This window comes from Sporosarcina sp. A2 (genome assembly GCF_050858885.1).
Lineage (GTDB): Bacteria > Bacillota > Bacilli > Bacillales_A > Planococcaceae > Sporosarcina.
This window is the reverse complement of the sequence record NZ_CP193898.1, coordinates 886,474-908,022: the sequence shown is the minus strand read 5'-3', so window position 1 is coordinate 908,022 and position 21,549 is coordinate 886,474. Positions and strand designations below refer to the sequence as shown.

Annotated in this window: 19 protein-coding genes; all 19 read right to left on the bottom strand. The window is 41.5% G+C overall.

The window, feature by feature from the left end; all coding sequences use genetic code 11:
- Positions 1–71 precede the first annotated feature (71 nt).
- Positions 72–1,739, bottom strand: a complete 1,668-nt coding sequence (locus tag ACRPI0_RS04150; protein WP_432355022.1) for a ribonuclease J — start codon at positions 1,737–1,739, stop codon at positions 72–74.
- A 102-nt stretch (positions 1,740–1,841) separates the two neighbouring features.
- The gene (gene dapA / locus ACRPI0_RS04145) at positions 1,842–2,735 is read right to left on the bottom strand and encodes a 4-hydroxy-tetrahydrodipicolinate synthase (RefSeq protein ID WP_432355021.1); all 894 of its coding nucleotides are present in this window, start codon (positions 2,733–2,735) and stop codon (positions 1,842–1,844) included.
- Between the two features lie 29 nt (positions 2,736–2,764).
- Positions 2,765–3,808, bottom strand: coding sequence for an aspartate-semialdehyde dehydrogenase (locus tag ACRPI0_RS04140; protein ID WP_432355880.1), 1,044 nt, complete (start codon positions 3,806–3,808; stop codon positions 2,765–2,767).
- Between the two features lie 93 nt (positions 3,809–3,901).
- The gene (locus ACRPI0_RS04135; protein WP_432355020.1) at positions 3,902–4,495 is read right to left on the bottom strand and encodes a dipicolinate synthase subunit B; all 594 of its coding nucleotides are present in this window, start codon (positions 4,493–4,495) and stop codon (positions 3,902–3,904) included.
- Between the two features lie 4 nt (positions 4,496–4,499).
- Positions 4,500–5,279, bottom strand: coding sequence for a hypothetical protein (locus ACRPI0_RS04130; protein WP_432355019.1), 780 nt, complete (start codon positions 5,277–5,279; stop codon positions 4,500–4,502).
- Positions 5,272–5,544 carry a YlmC/YmxH family sporulation protein gene (locus tag ACRPI0_RS04125; RefSeq protein ID WP_432355018.1) on the bottom strand — a complete coding sequence of 91 codons (273 nt, stop codon included), beginning with the start codon at positions 5,542–5,544 and terminating at the stop codon, positions 5,272–5,274. The genes ACRPI0_RS04130 and ACRPI0_RS04125 overlap by 8 nt, the downstream gene beginning before the upstream one ends.
- Before the next feature lie 72 nt (positions 5,545–5,616).
- On the bottom strand, positions 5,617–6,843 hold the full coding sequence (locus tag ACRPI0_RS04120; protein WP_432355017.1) for a M16 family metallopeptidase: 1,227 nt from the start codon (positions 6,841–6,843) through the stop codon (positions 5,617–5,619).
- Positions 6,844–6,922: 79 nt separating this feature from the next.
- On the bottom strand, positions 6,923–9,040 hold the full coding sequence (gene pnp / locus ACRPI0_RS04115; RefSeq protein ID WP_432355016.1) for a polyribonucleotide nucleotidyltransferase: 2,118 nt from the start codon (positions 9,038–9,040) through the stop codon (positions 6,923–6,925).
- Between the two features lie 184 nt (positions 9,041–9,224).
- Positions 9,225–9,494, bottom strand: coding sequence for a 30S ribosomal protein S15 (rpsO, locus tag ACRPI0_RS04110; RefSeq protein ID WP_025785002.1), 270 nt, complete (start codon positions 9,492–9,494; stop codon positions 9,225–9,227).
- A gap of 128 nt (positions 9,495–9,622) precedes the next feature.
- Positions 9,623–10,570 (bottom strand): bifunctional riboflavin kinase/FAD synthetase, encoded by a 948-nt coding sequence (locus ACRPI0_RS04105; protein WP_432355015.1) that lies wholly within the window; start codon positions 10,568–10,570, stop codon positions 9,623–9,625.
- The gene (gene truB, locus ACRPI0_RS04100; RefSeq protein WP_432355014.1) at positions 10,557–11,504 is read right to left on the bottom strand and encodes a tRNA pseudouridine(55) synthase TruB; all 948 of its coding nucleotides are present in this window, start codon (positions 11,502–11,504) and stop codon (positions 10,557–10,559) included. Before truB ends, ACRPI0_RS04105 begins: the two co-directional genes overlap by 14 nt.
- A gap of 86 nt (positions 11,505–11,590) precedes the next feature.
- Positions 11,591–11,944, bottom strand: coding sequence for a 30S ribosome-binding factor RbfA (gene rbfA, locus ACRPI0_RS04095; RefSeq protein ID WP_432355013.1), 354 nt, complete (start codon positions 11,942–11,944; stop codon positions 11,591–11,593).
- Between the two features lie 19 nt (positions 11,945–11,963).
- Complete coding sequence (locus ACRPI0_RS04090; RefSeq protein ID WP_432355012.1) at positions 11,964–12,245, bottom strand: DUF503 domain-containing protein; 282 nt, start codon at positions 12,243–12,245, stop codon at positions 11,964–11,966.
- Positions 12,242–14,692 carry a translation initiation factor IF-2 gene (infB, locus tag ACRPI0_RS04085; protein ID WP_432355011.1) on the bottom strand — a complete coding sequence of 817 codons (2,451 nt, stop codon included), beginning with the start codon at positions 14,690–14,692 and terminating at the stop codon, positions 12,242–12,244. Before infB ends, ACRPI0_RS04090 begins: the two co-directional genes overlap by 4 nt.
- Positions 14,693–14,705: 13 nt before the next feature.
- A complete protein-coding gene (locus ACRPI0_RS04080; protein ID WP_432355010.1) occupies positions 14,706–15,020 on the bottom strand; it encodes a YlxQ family RNA-binding protein in 315 nt (104 codons plus the stop codon).
- The gene (rnpM, locus tag ACRPI0_RS04075) at positions 15,017–15,298 is read right to left on the bottom strand and encodes an RNase P modulator RnpM (protein WP_432355009.1); all 282 of its coding nucleotides are present in this window, start codon (positions 15,296–15,298) and stop codon (positions 15,017–15,019) included. Before rnpM ends, ACRPI0_RS04080 begins: the two co-directional genes overlap by 4 nt.
- A 30-nt stretch (positions 15,299–15,328) precedes the next feature.
- Positions 15,329–16,528: a transcription termination factor NusA gene (gene nusA / locus ACRPI0_RS04070; protein ID WP_432355008.1), complete on the bottom strand. Its 1,200-nt coding sequence runs from the start codon at positions 16,526–16,528 to the stop codon at positions 15,329–15,331.
- A gap of 23 nt (positions 16,529–16,551) precedes the next feature.
- On the bottom strand, positions 16,552–17,028 hold the full coding sequence (gene rimP, locus ACRPI0_RS04065) for a ribosome maturation factor RimP (RefSeq protein WP_432355007.1): 477 nt from the start codon (positions 17,026–17,028) through the stop codon (positions 16,552–16,554).
- A 156-nt stretch (positions 17,029–17,184) separates the two neighbouring features.
- On the bottom strand, positions 17,185–21,498 hold the full coding sequence (locus ACRPI0_RS04060) for a PolC-type DNA polymerase III (RefSeq protein ID WP_432355006.1): 4,314 nt from the start codon (positions 21,496–21,498) through the stop codon (positions 17,185–17,187).
- Between the last annotated feature and the right edge of the window lie 51 nt (positions 21,499–21,549).

The following is a 21,549-nucleotide window of genomic DNA, read 5'->3' as shown; positions in this document are numbered from 1 at the left end:
TTTACCCCCTTTTTGCGAAAAAAGGATTTCCTGCCTGAGGGCTAGGAAATCCTTAAGAAGAATCTGTTGGATCAATATTCCATAATGATAGGAATAATCATTGGTCGTCTCTTCGTTTGCTGGTACAAGTAAGAACTTAGCGTGTCGCGGATCTCTTGTTTAATGTTTGTCCATTCAAACGTTTCTTTATTCACATATTTTTCTACGATTTTACGAATCAAGTTAGACGCTTCTTCAAGCAACTCTTCAGATTCACGAACGTAAACGAATCCACGAGAAACAATTTCCGGACCTGCAGCGATACGTTTTTGTTTACGACTCAACGTGATAACAATAGTGAATATCCCATCTTGAGAAAGCAATTTACGGTCTCTCAATACAATATTTCCTACGTCACCTACACCAATTCCATCGATTAATACATTACCAGCAGCAACTCGTCCACTCATGCGGATTTTATCACCCTTATACTCAACGATATCGCCTTTATCAGCAATGAATATCTGATTTTTGCGCATACCAGTTTCTTGAGCTAATTTAGAGTGTGCAATAAGCATTCTATACTCACCTGTTACGGGAATGAAGTTTTTAGGTTGCATTAAGTTGAGCATCATTTTTAAATCTTCTTGACTGCCGTGTCCTGAAACGTGGACATTGCGTGCAGACGTCAATACAGTTGCTCCTGCCTTAGCAAGTTCATTCATCATAGAATATACAGAGACTTCAGTACCTGGTGAAGGTGTCACTGTTATTAACACAGTGTCTGTATCTTTGATACGAATATCGCGATGATGTTTGCGTACGATTTTTTCTAATGCTTCTAGGGGCTCACCTTGGTTACCTGTCATAATAATTACGATTTCACTATCATCATAATTCCCAATGTCTTTAACCGAAATGACCAGATCTTCGCCTACGTTTAAGTATCCGAGCTTTACGCCGACTTCAAAGTAACTTTCTAAACTTTTACCGACAACTGCTACTTTTTTATGCGCTTCAGTCGCTTTGTCTAATACTTGTTGGATTCGCAGGAAATTAGAAGCGTAAACCGCCACCAAAATTCTTCCATCCGCCCCATAAAAGGTTTTAGACAATTGTGTTTCAACAACTGATTCTGAAGTTGTATGCCCAGGTCGTTCAGCGTCTGTTGAGTCAGACATTAATATGAAGACGCCTTCTTCACCAAGCGCTGCCATCTTGCCAAGATCTGGCTTGTATGGACCCTTAGCTGCCTGGTCAAATTTGAAATCACCAGTATGAACGATTGCTCCTTCACTCGTATGGAAGACAATACCAAGTGAATCTGGAATACTATGAGTCGTATTGAAGAATGTAACGTATGTGCGTTTGAAGTTCATACGACTCTTTGTTGAAACTTCAAAGAATTTAACACTCGATGGCGCAGGCATTACTTTCAAATGCTCTTTTGCTAGTGCGAGCGTAAGTTTTGAACCGTAAACTGGAGCTTGTACTTTTTGTAGCAAATAAGCAATCGCACCAATTGCATCTTCATGGCCATGTGTTAAAAAGATTCCTTTGATACGATCTTTATTTTCTTCAAGATACGTCATATCAGGAATTACAAAATCAATTCCCAGCATTTCTTCTTCGGGGAACATCAGGCCTGCATCGACAACAAATAGCTCATCGTCAATTTCCACCACATACATCGATTTCCCTAATTCTCCCACTCCGCCAAGCGGAATGACTTTAATTACTTCATTTTTGACTTTAGTCACATTGTTTCCTCCTATATGAAATTCCCGTCCTAAACGACTAGTTCTCATTATACTTGACCAAGCAGTTCTGCACAAACAAAAAAAGCCGGCAAGTGTCGCCGGCTACTCATTTTCCCCACTAGTTTGTTGCTGAAATGTTTTCAGAGCACCGTCTAAATAGGCATCCGACTCTGTGATTCCTACTAGAGGAAGTCGAACATCTCCTACTGATAATCCGATTTTTCTCAACAAGTATTTGATGGGTACAGGATTAGGTTTTGAAAATAGAGCTTCGAATAACGGCAATAGAGTACGGTGTCTTACTGCCGCATCTATAGTGTTTCCATCTTGAAAGTCTCGAATCATACGCTGCATTTCCAGTCCTACAATATGAGAAGATACAGAGATGATCCCTGATCCTCCTACTGCTAACAAAGGCAAAGTTAGCGCATCATCTCCACTGTATACATTGAAGTTGTCTTTTGTTCTATCAATAATTTCAGCCATCTGCGTCAAGTCACCACTTGCCTCTTTCACGGCTCGAATATTATCAACCTTGGAAAGTCTAACGACTGTTTCAGTAGTTAAATTAATACCGGTTCTTCCAGGTATATTGTATAGCAAAACAGGCAGTGTTGTGCTTTCCGCAATCGTTTTAAAATGTTTATATAGACCGTTCTGATCAGGCTTGTTGTAATAAGGCACGACAAGCATCACTCCATCTGCTCCAAGCTCTTCTGCACGCTTCGTCGCACGGATTGATCCTCTCGTATCATTACTACCTGTACCTGCAATAACAGAGATTCTATTACCTACAACCGCAATCACATGAGAGAGCAATTGTTCCTTTTCTTCTTCTGATAGCGTAGGCGCTTCCCCTGTTGTTCCATTGACGATGAGCGAGTCTGTTCCGTTGTCGATCAGGTGCTGAATCAGAAGTGTCGTCACTTCAAAGTCAATTTCACCTTCTTTAGTAAACGGTGTCACCATCGCTGTACCAATCGAACCTAACTTCATTCGCCCCATCCTTTACAATTATCTAGTAGTTAGTGGATGTCACGATTCTTGAGCAATTGCTCTGCTATTTGAACAGAATTTAAAGCAGCGCCTTTCAACAAGTTATCAGCAACAATCCACAAGTGAAAACCTCTTGGATGATCTGGATCTTTCCGGATACGGCCGACATAGACATCGTCTTTGTTCTCTGCAAATAGTGGCATTGGATACGTTTGAGTTCCAGGATTATCTTGAACGACAACTCCAGGAGCTGAAGAAATTGCTCGGCTGAACTCTTCTACAGTTACGTCTTCTTTTTCAATCTCCACATAAACGGATTCTGAATGACCAGTGACGATTGGCAATCTGACACATGTTGCAGAAACCGCAATGGTTGGATCATTGAAAATCTTTTTCGTTTCGTTCATCATTTTCCATTCTTCTTTTGTATAGCCCTTATCGTCAAACGAATCGATCTGTGGAATCGCATTAAACGCTATCGGATAATGTCGCTCAGCGCTTGCACTTGGTAACTGTGAGGCTGAGTTACTTGCTCTACTATCAAATTGAAGACTTTGAGACTTCAATTCTAATATTGCATCTGCACCCGCACCTGAAACTGCTTGATACGTGGAGACGAGAATTTTTTTCAATCCAAATGCTTCTCTTATGGGATTCAAGGCAACAACCATCTGAATCGTTGAACAGTTGGGATTTGCTATCAACCCTTTATGTGAATTTAACGAACCGGGATTAACTTCAGGAACGACAAGTGGTACTTCTGCGTCCATTCTGAAAGCACTCGTATTATCTATAACTATCGCACCTCTTCGGATTGCTTCAGAAGCAAGTTGTTCTGATATAGACCCTCCTGCACTGAAAAAAGCAAAGTCTACGCCAGCAAACGACTCAGGCTTTGCTTCTTCAATTGTAAATAGTCTTCCGCCTGCTTGAATAACAGTTCCTGCCGATCTTGACGACGCCAGCAACTTCACTGACCGAAACGGGAATGCGCGTTCAATAAGTTTATCAAGAATTTTAGCACCTACTGCACCTGTTGCACCAACAATCGCAATCGTATAAGTCTGCATGATGATTCTCCTTCTTTACCACGATATCGTTATTTCTAAGGACATCGATAATTCGTATTTCAGGAATTATACCATAACAATGAATAGTCAGCCCCTTTATTTTTCTGAAGAATGTATTATTAAAAGAGGCTGAAGTTGTTTCTTTTCTATCGCTGCGGCTGCGGCTTCAACAATTAATGAGAAGTCACTAATTAGGGAATTGGGTTTTTTGTGGGGGTCATCTTGGCCGAAAGGGATAAAGTATACGTGTTTCATATTCAATAACTTGACCAGATTTGCAGCGTTTAATCCTAATGCATCATTCGTTGATATACCAAGTAGCACTGGCGAATGGTTCCGTAGCGTTGCTTTAGCAGCCATTAACACAGGAGAATCCGTTGCCGCGTTCGCAAAGCGACTCATTGAATTCCCTGTAAGCGGTGCGATAATCATACAATCTACTGGTGTAGACGGACCAAATGGTTCAGCTCCTGCAATCGTTGATATCACTTTTTCTCCTGTGGCATTCTCGATCTTTTCAATCCACTCTTCTCCTGTGCCGAAACGAGTAGCTGCAGTTAAAACTGAATGCGTGATGACAGGTACAACAATTGCACCTGCTTTTTTAAGACTCGTAATCATTGGAATTAATTCTTCGTACGTACAATGGGAAGCTGTGATTCCTAATCCTATACGTTTGTTTTGAAGCATTTAGTTACTCCTTTCCTCTGCACATCCTTAAGATTGATTCTGCCAAGTAACTTGCTGCTTGTTGCGGAAAATGCTTTCCTGGCAGACCTAGGTGTAACGTATAGTATGCAGAGGACATTCCGGGCTTTAGGCACCCAGGCTTGGAAGCTAGATCAAATACACGTAGCGTGCCCTCTTTAGGAATGCTTAACCATTGCGCTGGGATAGTATTGATCATATAACCCGATTGAAACTCAATGTTCGGCTCTAATTTCTTCACTTCAAATCCAAGTGCTTCAGCTTCACCAAGCTGTGTTTCTGATCTTGCAAAAACAGTCAGTTTTGCACCTGCAGCGCCCAGCGTGTGAGCAACCATTCTCCCCACTCTTCCGAAGCCTGCTAGTTGAAAACTGGTCCCTTTTATAGGATCTTCTGTCTCGTTATAAAATTCTTTTAAGAACCCTTCCGCAGTTAAATGAGCATTGTTCCATACAAATCGTTCATCCGTAAGATAAATAAAGATTGAATGACCAGCCTCTAGTAATTTGGCTTTCTGGTCGTCACTAATAATACCCCCGCAAAACACCGTATTTGGCTTAAATAATTGCACAGGTAGTTCGTTTTTCAATCCTTGAATTGGTAAAACAATATGTGTAGGACGAAACTTTTCAATTTTTTCCTGTAGATAGTCCGTTACATCATCATGGGGAAAAACAGCGACATCTAAATTCTTCTCTTTAAATATACGGGCACATTCTTGAAGACGCCGATCAGCTCCAATTAGCAACCAACGTGTATCATTCATCCAGTCCCGCTCCATCTAATAAATGAGTACGACCAAACAAAATCCGATGTTCACCTATCAACACAATTTCACTCCAAGGGATATATTGTTTAGACGCCTCCTTTTTTTGAAAGAACGGTAGTTTTCCGGATCGGTCACGAATCTCAAATCCAATAATCTTCCCACTCGAACGATCAAACAGTAAGTCCGTATCCGCCAAAAAACCATACCGAATGCCTTCCTCCACTTGTATCAACTCTTTTTGAGCGAGCTCAGATAGTAACACAGACATACCTCCTAGTTTAGATACTACTAGTGTATGATACGATCCATGAAAAGCTTACAGTACGTGAGTATCTTAACGATTCGGCGAAAGAATCGAGATCGCTGGTGAATGGCCCAATAATGAGGCTGCCATTCTAGCAACATCCCCTTCAGTCACTGCTTGGATTCGTGCAATGATTTCCTCTTCCGTACGGTGTTCCCCTAAAATTAGTTCGTTGTTGCCATTGCGGTGCATTCTCGCTTCTGTACTCTCTAGGCCTATTAGGTAACTCCCACGCATTTGTTCTTTCGCATTACGAAGTTCTTCATTTGTTACTCCATTTTCAATAATCTCTTTGATTACTGTTTGTACAGTTTCAAACAACTGTTTTTCGTTTTCTGGAGACGCGGCACATCCAATGACAAACGCTCCTTCTTCTGCATGAGATGCGTAGTAGGAATATACCGAATAGGCAAGTCCCTTTTCTTCGCGCACTTCCTGGAAGAGTCGGGATGACATCGTGCCCCCTAAAATACTATCGAGTAACGCTAAGCTGTATATGTCAGGATGCTTGAGTGGTAAACCAGGATATCCTAAAAATAGATGCGACTGCTCGATATCTTTTGCTTTTCTACCTTTGCCACTCGTGAATGTAGCAGCTATTACATTTGTATGAACTTCTTCAGCAAATGGCTTATTAAATGAACCGAACAATTCTTCTATAGTGTGTAATAGTGATTCTGTAAAGTTACCAGCAACAGAGATTACAATACGATCAGGTGTATAAAAACGATTCATGAACGAAACCACGTTTTGTCTTGTAAACGCTTGTACACGTTCAGGCGTCCCGCCTATCGGCTTCCCTATAGCGTGGCCTGGATACATCAATGCCCACAAGCGTTCATCTGCATCTTCTTCAGGTGAGTCTTCTACCGAAGCAAGTTCATCAATTATGACAGATTTTTCTTTCGTCATTTCTGACTCTTCCAATTTTGAATTCATAAGCATATCCGCTAAAATTCTTGCTGCATCTTCTGCTCGATCTTCTAAAACAGTCGCATAGAAACAAGTTGCTTCTTTTGTCGTAAATGCATTAATGTCACCGCCAAAGCGATCGAATTGTTGTGCAATTTCTTTTGCGGTAAGTGATGTCGTTCCTTTAAAAAGCATGTGCTCTATAAAATGGGCAATGCCTTCTTCGCCCGGCATCTCTTCGATAGACCCTACTTTCACCCATACCCCTAGCGATACGGATCGAGCGTGCGAAATTGGTTCACTCACAAGTCGTACGCCATTCTTTAATGTTTGAATAGTTACCATTTTAGTGCCTCCTCATGATGTGAAAAGCAAAAAAGCCTCGCTCTCACTACTGTGGGAGGGAGGCTTTTTTTGAAGTGACTTATTTACCTTCTTGTTCTGCTTTTTCTTTTTCTTCTTTGGTGACAACTTTACGTGACAAGTTTACGCGGCCTTGATTATCGATTTCGATAACTTTAACAAATAGCTCGTCATCCAATTTCATGACATCTTCAACAGCTTTCGTGCGCTCTTCTTGAATTTCAGAAATGTGGAGCAATCCATCTTTGCCTGGGAATAGTTCTAGGAAAGCACCAAACTTTTCAATGCGTTTCACTTTTGCCATGTAATATTCTCCGACTTTAGCTTCGCGAACGATATTTTCAATCATCTTCTTAGCTTTGTCATTCATCTCTGAATCAGGAGAAGAAATATAGATAGTTCCATCTTGTTCTGTATCGATTTTAACACCAGTTGCTTCAATGATTTTATTGATGACTTTTCCGCCAGGTCCAATAACATCGCGGATCTTGTCTGGATTGATATGGATCATAATGATTTTAGGAGCATACTTAGAGAGCTCTTCAGCCGGCTGAGCGATTGTTTCAAGCATATGACCAAGTATCTTCATACGACCGATTTTCGCTTGAGCTAAAGCTTCTTCTAAGATTTGACGGGATAGACCATCAATTTTAATGTCCATTTGTAGAGCTGTAATTCCTTCAGACGTACCTGCTACTTTGAAGTCCATGTCTCCCAAGTGATCTTCCATTCCTTGAATATCAGACAAGACTGAGTAGTTGTCCCCTTTTTTCACAAGACCCATTGCAATTCCTGCAACTGGTGCTTTGATTGGAACACCTGCATTCATCATAGCCATTGTAGATGCACAAATAGACGCCTGTGATGATGAACCATTAGACTCAAGTACTTCCGCAACTAGACGAATTGTATATGGGAAGTCCTTTTCATTTGGAATAATTGTAGACAATGCACGCTCACCTAATGCACCGTGACCAATTTCACGACGACCTGGAGCACGAATTGGACCCGTTTCCCCAACACTAAAGTTCGGGAAGTTGTAGTGATGCATGAAACGTTTTGTTTCTTCTAGTCCAAGACCATCAATGATTTGAACTTCCCCAAGAGCGCCTAAAGTACAAACACTGAGTGCTTGCGTTTGTCCACGTGTGAACAAACCTGAACCGTGTGCTCTAGGAAGAATTCCAGTCTCAGAAGAAAGTGGACGAATCTCTTCAAGTCCACGGCCATCCGGACGTACCTTTTCGTCTGTAATAAGACGGCGTACTTCATCTTTTACAAGTTTTTCTAAGACGTTACGAACTTGTTTCATCGTTGCATCGTCTGCTTCGTTTTCTTCGTAACGAGCAATCACTTTGTTTTTCACAGCAGTAATCGCTTCTTCACGTGCATGCTTTTCTTCCGTCTGAATTGCTTGGACTAGGTCACTGTTACAGTCTTCCTTAATCGTTGCAACAAGATCCTGATCGAGTTCGAACAATTCAATCTTCATCTTTTCCTTACCGACTTCTGAAATGATCTTCTCTTGGAATGCAACTAGTTTCTTGATTTCTTCGTGACCGAACATGATTGCTTCTAACATAATATCTTCAGACACTTCTTTCGCGCCTGCTTCAACCATGTTAATTGCATCTTTTGTTCCAGCAACTACAAGATCTAGTTCGCTTGCTTCAAGTTGTTCTGTAGTTGGATTAACGACGAATTCACCATTTAGACGACCGATTTGAACGCCTGCAATAGGACCGTCAAAAGGGATATCTGAAATTGAAATCGCAAGTGATGAACCAATCATCGCTGCCATTTCTGATGAACAGTCTTGGTCGACTGACATTACAAGTGAAATTACTTGCAAGTCATTACGGAATCCATCTGGGAATAAAGGTCGAATCGGACGGTCAATTAAACGGCTCGTCAAAATCGCTTTTTCAGATGGACGTCCTTCACGCTTAATGAATCCACCAGGGATTTTACCAACTGCATATAGACGCTCTTCATAGTTCACAGTAAGTGGGAAGAAATCAAGTGCCTTTGGCTTCTTAGAAGCTGTTGCAGTAGATAGAACTGTTGTTTCTCCGTAGCGTACGAGAACTGCCCCGTTCGCTTGCTTAGCAAGTTGCCCTGTTTCGATTGTGAGCTCTCTGCCAGCCCAATCCATTGTAAACTTTTTGTGTTCTGTCATGATTGATCTCCTCTCGGTTTACATCCTTTGAATACGTAGTATGTATTACGTAATAGTGTATCAAATTAAGCAATGGTTTGCGAAATATTTCATTAAGTAATGGGTTTTAGGGATTGTATCGTCTGACAAACCGTCCGTTTGCATAGAAAAAAGCGGGCAAAGCCCGCTTTTTCGGTTGTCAATATTAACGGCGTAGGCCGAGTTTAGCGATTAGATCACGGTAACGTGCAACTTCTGTTTCACGCAAGTACTTCAAAAGACGACGACGTGTACCGACCATCTTATAAAGACCGCGGCGTGAGTGGTTATCCTTCTTGTGTGAACGTAAGTGCTCGTTCAAGTTGTTGATCTCTTCAGTAAGGATAGCGATCTGTACATCTGCAGACCCTGTGTCGTTTTCATGAGTTTTGAATTCGTTGATCAATTCATGTTTACGCTCTTGTGTTATAGCCATCCTAGTCACCTCCCATTCTTTAATATCCCCAAGTCCCAAGCATACGTGGTGAATCGACATGCCAAGGAAAGGTTCGTGTATACTGTACACTTTACTATCATAGCATGCACAACTTCGGCTTGCAACCGTCAGTCTTTTTTAGAAAGAATCTTTTTAGCCGTTTCTTTATCATCTGCTATTTGCTTAATAAGCATATCTATAGAATTAAACTTTTGCTCTGGTCTAATATGTTCTACCCAGTCAACAATTACTTGTTGACCGTATAAATCCCCATCAAAATTGAATACATTTACTTCAATCGTTTTGCGTGCTTGGTCGGGATGATCGAATGTAGGCTTAACTCCGATATTACAAACACCGTCATATATAGTTCCATCCACAGTAAAATGAACTGCGTACACACCATTTCGAGGAACAATAAGTTCTTTTCCAGGAACGATATTAGCTGTTGGAAAACCGAGTTGTCTACCTCGCTTATCTCCGTCTACTACTACCCCAATCGAACGGAAAGGGCGCCCAAGTAACGTTGCTGTTTCTGCAACTCCCCCCTCTGCCAGCAGCTGGCGAATACGTGTTGAAGAAATTTTTTCTCCACCGTCAGCAACTTTGTTAATACACGTCGTTTCAAAATCGCCTGAGGCTAATTCAGACATTTGATCCATCGTACCTTTTCCTTTTGCGCCAAATGTAAAATCGAAGCCTGCTGTAACATGGCGAACATTTAACTTTTTCAAAACGCTATCCACAAACTCTTGAGGCGTTAAATCAGCAAGTTTGCGATCAAACGCTACGATAAATAATGTATCGATACCCATTTCTGCTAATATGCGCTGCTTTTCTTCCAATGGTGTAATATATCCTATTTTCCCACTATCGTTTGAAAAGAGATGGGATGGATGTGGGTTGAATGTCATAACAGCCGATGCTATATGCAATTCTTCACCTATATCAATCGCTTGCTGGATAACTGTTTGATGCCCTTTATGCAAGCCATCGAAAAAACCTACAGCTAATGAGAATTCTTTATCTACAATAGGGACTATACCTTCGGCAACTTGTATTTCAATCACTTCCATCAATTTTCTCCACCTTTCCTCGATTTGTTGGAAACATTTTAACGGGTTTCATGAGCCCTGACTTCTCGGGATGTGGCGCATAAATCGCGAGAGGGTAGCCACTTGCAGTAAATAGTGCTTCGTGTGCTGTTTTAAACACAGAATGCAGTGGAAGTACTTGACCGTTCAATATCTTCGTAAGTAGTTCACCGTCATTATTCACAGGCACACGAACAATTTCAGGTAAGGCTGATTCTAACGGTTTCAAAAATGACTCCAGTATTCCGAATTCCTGCATTTCGCGTACTTCGTCCAGAGTTCTACAATCCTGTTGCGTGAATGATCCAGAAGCAGTTCGAACTAAGTGCGACATATGTGCAGGGTACCCAAGCTTTTCACCAATTTGAACTGCAAGTGTTCGGATGTAGGTCCCTTTTCCGCAAGCTACACGAATTGTAAAGTGTGGATCAGATCCGATGAATTGTTCATCTTCACTGATTAATTCAATTTCATGAACATGTACTTTGCGTTCCGGACGTTCAACTTCAATGCCCTTTCTTGCATATTCATAAAGTTTTCTTCCATTCACTTTTACAGCAGAATACATAGGAGGAATTTGGGTGATTTCACCAGTCAATGACTCCAGTACTTCAAGTAGTTGTGCTCGCGTAATACTTTTTTCTGAAACATCCTGTTCTACAACTTCACCATCTGCATCTTCCGTCTCCGTTGCTCTTCCTATAGACACTTCTGCAATATATTCTTTTCCCGAGTCTGTAATGTACGAAGCCACTTTTGTAGCGGCTCCAATACAAATCGGAAGCACTCCTTCAACGTTAGGATCTAGAGTTCCAGTATGTCCTACCTTTTTTGTTCGTAGGATTTTTCGTAATTTGAATACACAATCATGTGAAGTCATTCCTTTTTCTTTCCAAAGCGGCAGAATTCCATCCATTTAGTCGCCTCCTTTTCCAAAGATTAAGTATGCTATGTAAAATGAAAAAAGGATCGGAAATCCAATTGGATACCGATCCCTTTTGTTTAATTGTCCGACTCGTCTTCCTTCACTTCACGAAGAAGTGATTCGATTCGGTTGCCGTATGCAACGGATTCATCAAACGCGAAATCGATCTCTGGAGTTTTTCTCAAACGGATCCGTTTCCCGATTTCAGAGCGGATGAATCCTTTTGCTTTCTTCAGCCCTTCTAGCGACGCTTCTTTCTCGTGGTCTTTACCAAGAACAGAAATATAAATTGTCGCTTGTTGAAGATCGCCTGTTACTTCCACATCGGTAACTGTTACGAAACCAATACGAGGGTCTTTCAAACGTTGGCCAATGATATCGCCAAGTTCTTTTTTCATTTGTTCTGCTACTCGATTCACTCGCATTGACATGGAGTTTCACCCCGCTTCACTATCCAGGATAGTCAATCTGTATTTCAGTCAGTTCCCATTCTGGATTGGATTCAAGAAATCGCTGAACGCGTCTAATTTCACGCTCAGCGGCTTCAGTTGAAGAGGCAATTGCGACAACACCAAGTGTTGTCCTTTGCCAAAGATCTTGATAATCCAATTCAGCTATAGAAACATTATACCCATTTTTGACACGATCGATCATACGTTTAAGTACAGAACGTTTATCTTTCAGAGAAGCCGCCATTGGAATTATGAACGAACACTCTGCGTAAACAATCACACGCGCTTAATTTCCTGCATGATGTATGATTCTATGATGTCACCTTCTTGAATATCGTTAAAGTTCTTAATCGTGATTCCACATTCGTATCCTTTAGCAACTTCTTTTGCATCATCTTTGAAGCGTTTCAATGTATCGAGTTCACCTTCAAAAATAACTATGTTGTCTCGGTAAATACGAACTCCAGAATCTCTTGTAATCTTACCGTCAGTTACATAACTTCCGGCAATTGTACCGACTTTAGAAACTTTGAATGTTTCACGAACTTCTACTTGCCCAATTACTTTTTCTTCAAATTCAGGATCGAGCATACCTTTCATTGCAGATTCAATTTCTTCTACAACTTTATAGATGACGCGGTGCAGACGAATGTCTACGCCTTCTTCATCAGCAGCACGCTTAGCATTAACATCAGGACGAACGTTAAATCCAATAACAATTGCATTTGAAGCAGCGGCTAAGGAAATATCAGATTCGTTGATAGCTCCGGCACCTGTATGAATAATTTTTACATTTACACCTTCAACATCAATCTTCATAAGAGAGGCTGCCATTGCTTCCACTGTACCTTGAACGTCAGCTTTAACAATGAGATTCAATTCCTTCATTTCGCCTTCCTTCATTTGATCAAACAGGTTATCCAATGTAACACGTGTCTTTTCAGTACGCTGTTCTTGGATAGCTTCCCCAGCACGGCTCTCACCGATTTGACGGGCTGTTTTCTCATCTTTGAAGACTACGAAACGATCTCCTGCTTGTGGCACATTGCTAAGGCCTGTAATTTCTACAGGAGCAGATGGACCCGCTTCTTTAACACGACGACCAACATCATTAATCATCGCACGAACACGTCCAAATGTATTTCCTACAACAACCGGATCACCGATGCGAAGTGTACCATCTTGAACGAGTAGTGAAGCTACTGCACCACGACCACGATCGAGTTGAGCTTCAATAACTGTACCTTTCGCGCGAATGCCTGGATCTGCCTTCAATTCAGTAACTTCAGCGACAAGAAGAATCATTTCAATCAACTGGTCAATTCCTTCACCTTTAAGTGCAGAAATTTCAACAAAGATTGTATCTCCACCCCAAGCTTCTGAAACCAAACCGTGCTCAGTTAATTCTTGCATAACGCGTTCTGGATTAGCAGATGGTTTATCCATTTTGTTTACAGCAACAATAATAGGAACTTCTGCTGCTTTAGCATGGTTAATCGCTTCAACTGTTTGTGGCATAACTCCATCATCTGCAGCAACTACGAGAATTGTTAAATCAGTAACCTTCGCACCACGTGCACGCATAGTTGTAAACGCTGCGTGTCCTGGTGTATCAAGGAACGTGATCTTTTTCCCATTAGAATTGATTTGGTATGCTCCGATGTGCTGAGTAATTCCACCAGCCTCACCTTGAGTAACTTTTGTATCTCGAATTGAATCGAGTAACGTTGTTTTACCATGGTCAACGTGCCCCATAATTGTAACAACTGGTGGACGCTCAATTGCTCCAGTTTCAGATTCAGCATCGTTTTCATCTGTTTCCGGGTCTTCAAAGTAAATTTCAAGATCCGTTACATCGATACGAATTTCTTCTTCAACTTCCACTTCATACTCTGCACAAATCAACTCAATCGCATCTTTATCCAGTTCTTGGTTAATAGTTGCCATCACTCCAAGAAGGAATAGCTTTTTGATAATTTCAGATGGCTCGCGTCCTAGTTTGTTAGCAAGTTCTCCAACTGAAAGAGACTCATAGAATGTAATTTTTTCTGGTAATGGCTTTTCTACTTTCGGCATTGGATTAGCCGGACGATGTCTACGTCGACCTTGGTTAATACCTCGTGCTGGTGGACGGCCTCCTCTACGATTCCCACCTCCGCCACCTTGACGGTTTTGAGTAGAAGGCCCTTGGCTAGGACGATTTTGTCCGCCTGGAGCTGCGTTCTGACTTCCATTTGCAGGACGATTGCCCGTTTGTCCTTGTTGTGGACGGCTAGCAGTTTGTCCTTGTGGACGCGTACTGTTTTGTCCTTGTGGACGTGCACCTGTTTGCCCTTGTGGACGCGTGCTGTTTTGTCCCTGAGGACGTGTACCTGTTTGTCCTTGTGGACGTGTATTGTTTTGTCCCTGCGGACGTGTACCTGTTTGGCCTTGTGGACGTGTGCTGTTTTGTCCCTGCGGACGTGTACCCGATTGCCCTTGTGGTCGTGTGCCTGTTTGGCTTTGTGGACGGTTTGCAGTTTGGCTTTGTGGTCGTGGAGCACTCTCACTTGAAGTAGAAGTACCCTTTGAACTTGTGAATTTCTTATCCAACTTTTCTGCAGAACCTGGATCGATCATTGACATGTGATTCGTAACACTCACATTCATCTTACCTAGTTCATCAATGACTTCTTTGCTTGATTTGTTAACCTTCTTCGCGTATTCATGTACACGTATTTTCGTCATTAGCCCACCCCCGTTATAGTTCGTTGAGGAGCGAGGACAGCTTTTTAGCAAAGCCGCTGTCCGTTACCGCGAGGACGACCCGCGACTCTTTACCGATTGCATGCCCGAGCGCTTCACGGCTCCCGAAAACATGCTTCTCAACGTTGTAGCTATTACATTTATCCGACAGTTTTTTTCTCGTATTGTCAGATGCGTCTTCTGATAGTATAACAAGTTTTGCTTTCTGTGCTCGAACTTCAGAGACCACAAGCTCTTCACCTGTTGTTAACATTCTTGCTCTAGCTGCTAAACCTAGCAATTGAAATATCTTAGTTTCTGTAGAAATCATTTAATTGCCTCTCTCCGAATCGCATGCAATAGATCTGCATACACCTGTTCCGGAACAGCGCTACCCAACTGACTCTCAATTGCTCTAGTCGATTGCGCTTTTTCAACGGCTGCTTCAGATTTTGATACATACGTTCCGCGTCCGGATTTTTTACCTGTCAAATCAACAGATATTTCTCCTTCTTTTGTGCGGACAATCCGGATCATGTCTTTCTTAGGGAACATGTTACCGGTAGCTGCACACTTTCGCAACGGCACTTTCCGGTTATTAACTGCCATGCGTATGCACCCTTTCGTTACTTAGTCTTATTAATTTTCGTCCTGATACAAGTCAATTGACTCTGTATCGACTTCTTCAGCATCATCAGATGTTGTAAGACCAAGTTCGTCATCTGTATACACGTCAACTAGTTCTGACTCTTCAACAGATTTTTCTTCTTGGATTTCTACAAGTCCAGGAAAAATTCCTAGTTCACGAGCATCTGTTTCACTTTTAATATCAATTTTCCAGCCAGTCAATTTAGCAGCTAAACGGGCATTTTGACCTCGTTTACCGATAGCTAAAGAAAGCTGGTAATCCGGTACAATGACTGTTGTAGAACGATCCTCTTCCTTCACTTGAACGTCTAATACTTTAGAAGGGCTCAATGCGTTTGCAACAAAGATCATTGGATCTTCTGACCATTCTACGATATCAACTTTTTCACCATGAAGTTCATTGGAAATCGATTGTACACGTGCTCCCCGAGCTCCTACACAAGAACCGACCGGATCTACTTCATCATTCGTTGAGTGAACAGAGATTTTTGAACGATCGCCTGCTTCTCTTGCAATGGACTTGATTTCTACAATTCCTTCAAAAATCTCAGGAACTTCCATTTCAAATAAACGTCGTAACAGACCAGGATGGGTTCGAGATACGAATACTTGTGGTCCACGCGATGTACGTTCAACCTTCGTAATATAAACCTTGATACGGTCATGTGGATTATACGTTTCAGACGCAATCTGCTCTGTCATAGGTAGCACAGCTTCCACTTTGCCCAGTCCAACGTATAAGTTACGTGCATCAAAACGCTCTACGATTCCATTAACGATATCGTCTTCACGATCGATGTACTCTTCATAGATAAGACCGCGCTCTGCTTCACGCACACGTTGTGTGACAACTTGCTTTGCAGTTTGGGCAGCAATACGTCCAAAATCGCGTGGTGTAACTTCTTGCTCAACGATATCTCCCACTTCATATGCAGGGTTAATGAGCAATGCATCTTCCATTGAAATTTGTAGACGCTCATCTTCCACTTCTTCTGCTATAACATCTTTACGTGAAAAGACCTTAATTGTCCCTACACCTAAATTTAAATCCACCCGAACATTTTGTGCTTGGTTGAAATTCCTTTTATATGCAGTAACTAATGCCGCTTCAATTGCGTCCACGAGTACTTCTCTAGATATGCCTTTTTGTTTTTCTAACGCTGTCAATGCATCGAGCAGATCACTACTCATGTCCATCACTCCTGATTATTCAATTATGCAGAAAAGTCGATTGCGTAACGCGCAACAGCAATTTTTTGCTTCTCGATTCTGACTGTCAATGTACGTGTTTTAATACGAATTTGAAGTTCAATCGCATCTGGTTCATTGACTAATAGATGCCCTTCAAATTCTTTCATATCTTTTACTGGCTCATAGGTTTTTACGTAAATATATTGACCTACTGCTTTTTCAAAGTCTTGTTCTTTCTTAAGCGGCCGTTCTGCGCCCGGAGAAGAAACCTCCAAAAAATAATTTTGGGGAATCGGATCTACTCGGTCCAGTTCCTCGCTAAGACGTTCACTCACTTGTGCACATTGAAGAATATCGATATTTCCTTCTTGCGTATCAATATAGACCCGCAAAAACCAATCTCTACCTTCTTTTAAAAATTCGACATCAACTAGCTCAAGCGCTAATTCGTTGACAATCGGGAGTGCTAAAACTTCTACTTCTTCTGTTATTTTACTCATCTTACCCCTCCCTTGCAGGTTGTAATTTGCTTGCATAATAACGGCAGACAACAGAAAAGAGCGGGGAATCCCACTCTTTTCGCGTAAGACTATAGCAAAAGTTGTTTCAATTATACCATACGTTCATACCCTGCGCAAACTTTCCAAATAGGCGGCTTAGAACAAGGAAAGCTGATTCAGCTCTGGCATACCTTCTAAGCACCCTAGTGAATCCATGTATTCAGTAATGGTTTTGGATACTCTACCTCTTCTTTGAAGATCCTCTTTAGAAAGGAACTCACCATCTTCTCGTACTTCTACAATGGTTTTCGCAACGTTTGTTCCCAGTGATGGGATAGCGTTAAATGGTGGAATCAAAGTATTCCCTTCGATAATGAACTCCGCTGCGGACGATTTATAAAGATCTGGTTTTGCGAATGTAAATCCACGTTCACACATCTCTAACGCCAGTTCCAAGACTGTAACTAAACTCTTTTCCTTTGGAGAAGCATCGAGGCCTTTGTCATAGATTTCCTTCACCTTAACTCTTATTGATGCTGGCCCTTTGATCATAGTTGCTAAATCGTAATCTGTCGCACGCACAGTAAAGTACGTTGCGTAATACATGATTGGATGATGAACTTTGAAGTAAGCGATTCGCAGTGCCATCAGCACGTAAGCTGCAGCGTGAGCTTTCGGGAACATGTACTTAATCTTTTTACAAGATGCGATATACCATGCAGGAACCTTATTCTTCATCATTTCTTCTTCGAATTCAGGAGTTAAGCCTTTACCTTTACGAACAGACTCCATAATTTTAAACGCAATCGCTGGCTCTAATCCTTGGTAAATCAAATAGACCATAATATCATCACGACAGCCAATCACTTCAGCTAGTACGCATGTCTTATTTTGAATTAACTCTTGGGCGTTACCTAGCCATACGTCTGTTCCGTGAGACAATCCTGAAATTTGAATGAGCTCTGAGAATGTGGAAGGTTTAGTTTCCTCAAGCATTTGGCGAACGAATCGAGTTCCAAACTCTGGAACACCGAGCGTTCCTGTCTTACAGTTAATTTGCTCTGGAGTGACTCCTAGCGCATCGGTTCCGCTAAATAACGCCATGACTCCCGCATCGTCAGGTGGAATTGTTTTCGGATCTATTCCAGATAAGTCTTCTAACATTTTAATCATCGTTGGATCATCATGTCCAAGTATATCAAGTTTCAATAAGTTATTATCAATTGAGTGGAAATCAAAATGCGTCGTTTTCCAACTGGATCCAACATCGTCTGCCGGAAACTGAATCGGTGTGAAATCGTAAATCTCCATATTGTCTGGAACAACAATGATACCACCCGGGTGTTGTCCTGTATTCCTCTTAACGCCGGTACACCCTTGGACAAGCCGATCGATTTCAGCTCCACGTAAATTAAGACCATTATCATTCATGTAGCCTCGTACGTATCCATATGCGGTTTTCTCAGCAACTGTACCAATCGTTCCAGCTCTGTATACATAGTCTTCACCAAACAGCTCTTTTGTATAGTCATGAGCTTTTGATTGATACTCCCCACTAAAGTTCAAGTCAATATCCGGTACTTTGTCACCGTTAAAACCAAGGAACGTTTCAAACGGAATATCATGTCCATCTTTTGTATAAGGTACATGACATGTTGGACATTCTTTATCAGGTAAATCGAACCCCGAACCGACTGATCCATCCGAGAAGAACTCAGACTGTTTACATTGCGGACAGACGTAATGCGGTGGCATTGGGTTCACTTCTGTTATCTCCATCATCGTTGCAACTAGTGAAGAACCGACCGAACCACGTGATCCAACCAGATATCCATCGTCTAACGATTTTTTAACTAACTTGTGAGAAATTAAGTAAATAACAGCAAATCCATTTCCTATAATCGATTTCAATTCCTTATCGATCCTAGCTTCTATAATTTCCGGTAATGTTTCACCATAGATACTATGTGCCATTGTATATGTTAATTCACGTACATCTTCGTCCGCACCTTCAATTTCAGGTGGGTATAAATCATCCTTTATCGGCTTTACATCTCCGACTCGATCTACAATAGCTAGAGGGTTATCTATAACAATTTGCTCTGCTGTTTCTGGCCCTAAAAACGCAAATTCTTCTAGCATTTCATCTGTTGTTCTAAAGTGGACGGCCGGTAATTCATGCCGGTTCATCGGATTTGCTCCACCTTGGGAACGAACCAATACTTGACGATACGCAGCATCCGTCTCCTCAATATAATGAACGTTTCCGGTTGCCACTACAGGAAGTCCAGTCTTTTTACCGAGTTTAATCATTTTCCTCATGATATCCTCTAAGTTCCACTCATCACGAATCAGGTCAAGTTCAATTAAGTGATTGTAAACTGGTTTAGGATGAAGTTCCAAATAGTCATAAAAACTTGCGACTTCTTCAGCTTCTTCAATCGACTTCTGCATTAATGCCCCAAACACTTCACCTTTGTCACAACCTGAACCTACCAAGAGCCCTTTACGATACTTCACAAGCAAAGACCTTGGAATACGTGGAACACGATAGAAGTAATTCATATGAGAGAAAGAAACAAGTTTGAATAAGTTCTTCAATCCCTCATCACTTGTTGCAATCAACGTACAGTGATTAGGCCGCGCACGTTTGTACGCATCGCCTTCTCCTACATTTTTATTGAAATCATCTAGCCAAGTAATACCTTTTTCAGTTGCGTCTTTCATCAGACGCACAAACAAGTGGGCTGTTGCTTCAGTATCATAAATCGCACGGTGATGCTGCGTTAAGTTAATGTCAAACTTTTTAGCTAGCGTATTCAATCTGTGATTCCGAAGGTCCGGATACAACAATCGTGCTAATTCAAGCGTATCAATTGTTGGATAATTCTTCGTTTCAATAGAAGCTTTCTTGCATGACTCATAGAAGAATCCCATATCAAAAGAAGCATTATGCGCAACCAATATAGAGTCCCCGATGAATTCAATGAACTCAATCATCACTTCAGAAACTTCAGGTGCATCTTTAACCATATCATCCGTAATTCCAGTTAACTCTGTCGTTGTGGAAGATAGAGGATGATGAGGATTCGAGAACCGTTCGAACGTATCGATGATTTCACCATTTTTCACTCGGACTGCAGCTAATTCAATAACAGTATCGTACACTGCAGATAAACCAGTAGTCTCAACATCGAAAACAACAAATGTATCATCTTCAAGCAACCGATGCTGTTCATCATAAACTATGGGAACTCCATCATCGACAAGATTTGCTTCTAATCCAAACAGTACTTTGACTCCATGCTTCTTCCCGGCATTATAAGCCTCCGGGAATGCTTGTACATTCGCATGATCCGTAATCGCAATAGCAGGATGTCCCCATTTAGCCGCTTGAGCAACAAGTGCTGCTGCTGAAGAGACCGCATCCATTTGGCTGAGCTTGGTATGTGTATGGAGTTCAACACGTTTACGACCTTCTGGTGCTTTGTCTTTTTTTATGACGGGTGCTACTTCCATAATATCCTGCGCCATCATAATTAGGTCGCGAACAAATGAATCGTTTTGAATGCTTCCTCGCGCTCTCACCCATTTTCCTTTTGTGAGTGCTTTCATCAATTCAGCATCTTCGTTATCTCTTGAGAACATTTTCACTAAAATGGAGTCTGTGTAATCCGTCACCTTCAACGTTAATAGAGACCGACCACTACGGAGTTCTCTTACTTCTGCATCAAAGACGAATCCTTCAATCGCTACTCGACGTTCTTCGTCTTGAATTTGTTGGATTTCCATCAATGGCTCATCTGAACGAATTGGTGTACCGAAAGAAATTGGACCTGTTGGAGCGCCACCCGTATCCTTTTTAGTCGTTTCACGCTGTTGCATTGCTTCCAACGCTTTTTGAGCATAAGCTACTTCTTCTGCTTTACGTTCTTCGAAGAATGCTACTCGAGCTTGTTCATCTTCAACAGGAACTTCAGCAATAGTAAATTCCGGATAAATTCTAGGAAAGCCAAATGATTCATATGCATCAGAAATAAGTTGTCCATATTTATTTTTCAATGTTCTTTGTTGAACATCATTCACACAACAGACAGTAATCTTATCCCCTGTTAAAACTGGTTTTTGTGAAGTTAATACTTCCCTTATAGGAGGTGATACCTCCCCCAGCTCATCCATAATTGCTGGCCAATACGACAAGATTGTTTCCGCTTCATGTGTCTCTGTTCTTGAACTGATATGTAAGCGGATTGCTGCTATGTTGGAAAAAGCTACTTCAACACGTTTACGGAACAATTGAAACATATCAAACGGTAAAGGTCTCTCAAGAGTGGCCGTAAACTGCCAAACTCTCGATTTTTTATAAATATCAACCCGTTCCAGTTCTGCATCTTGGAAATGAACGACAACCGTATCTTCAGTAAGACCAATTTGTTGGAGCAACATTGACATCTTTCTTTTAGCGTCCATAAGTCTCTCCTTTCCCGAAAAAAGAAGGGAAGGACCATGTATCGGCCTTCC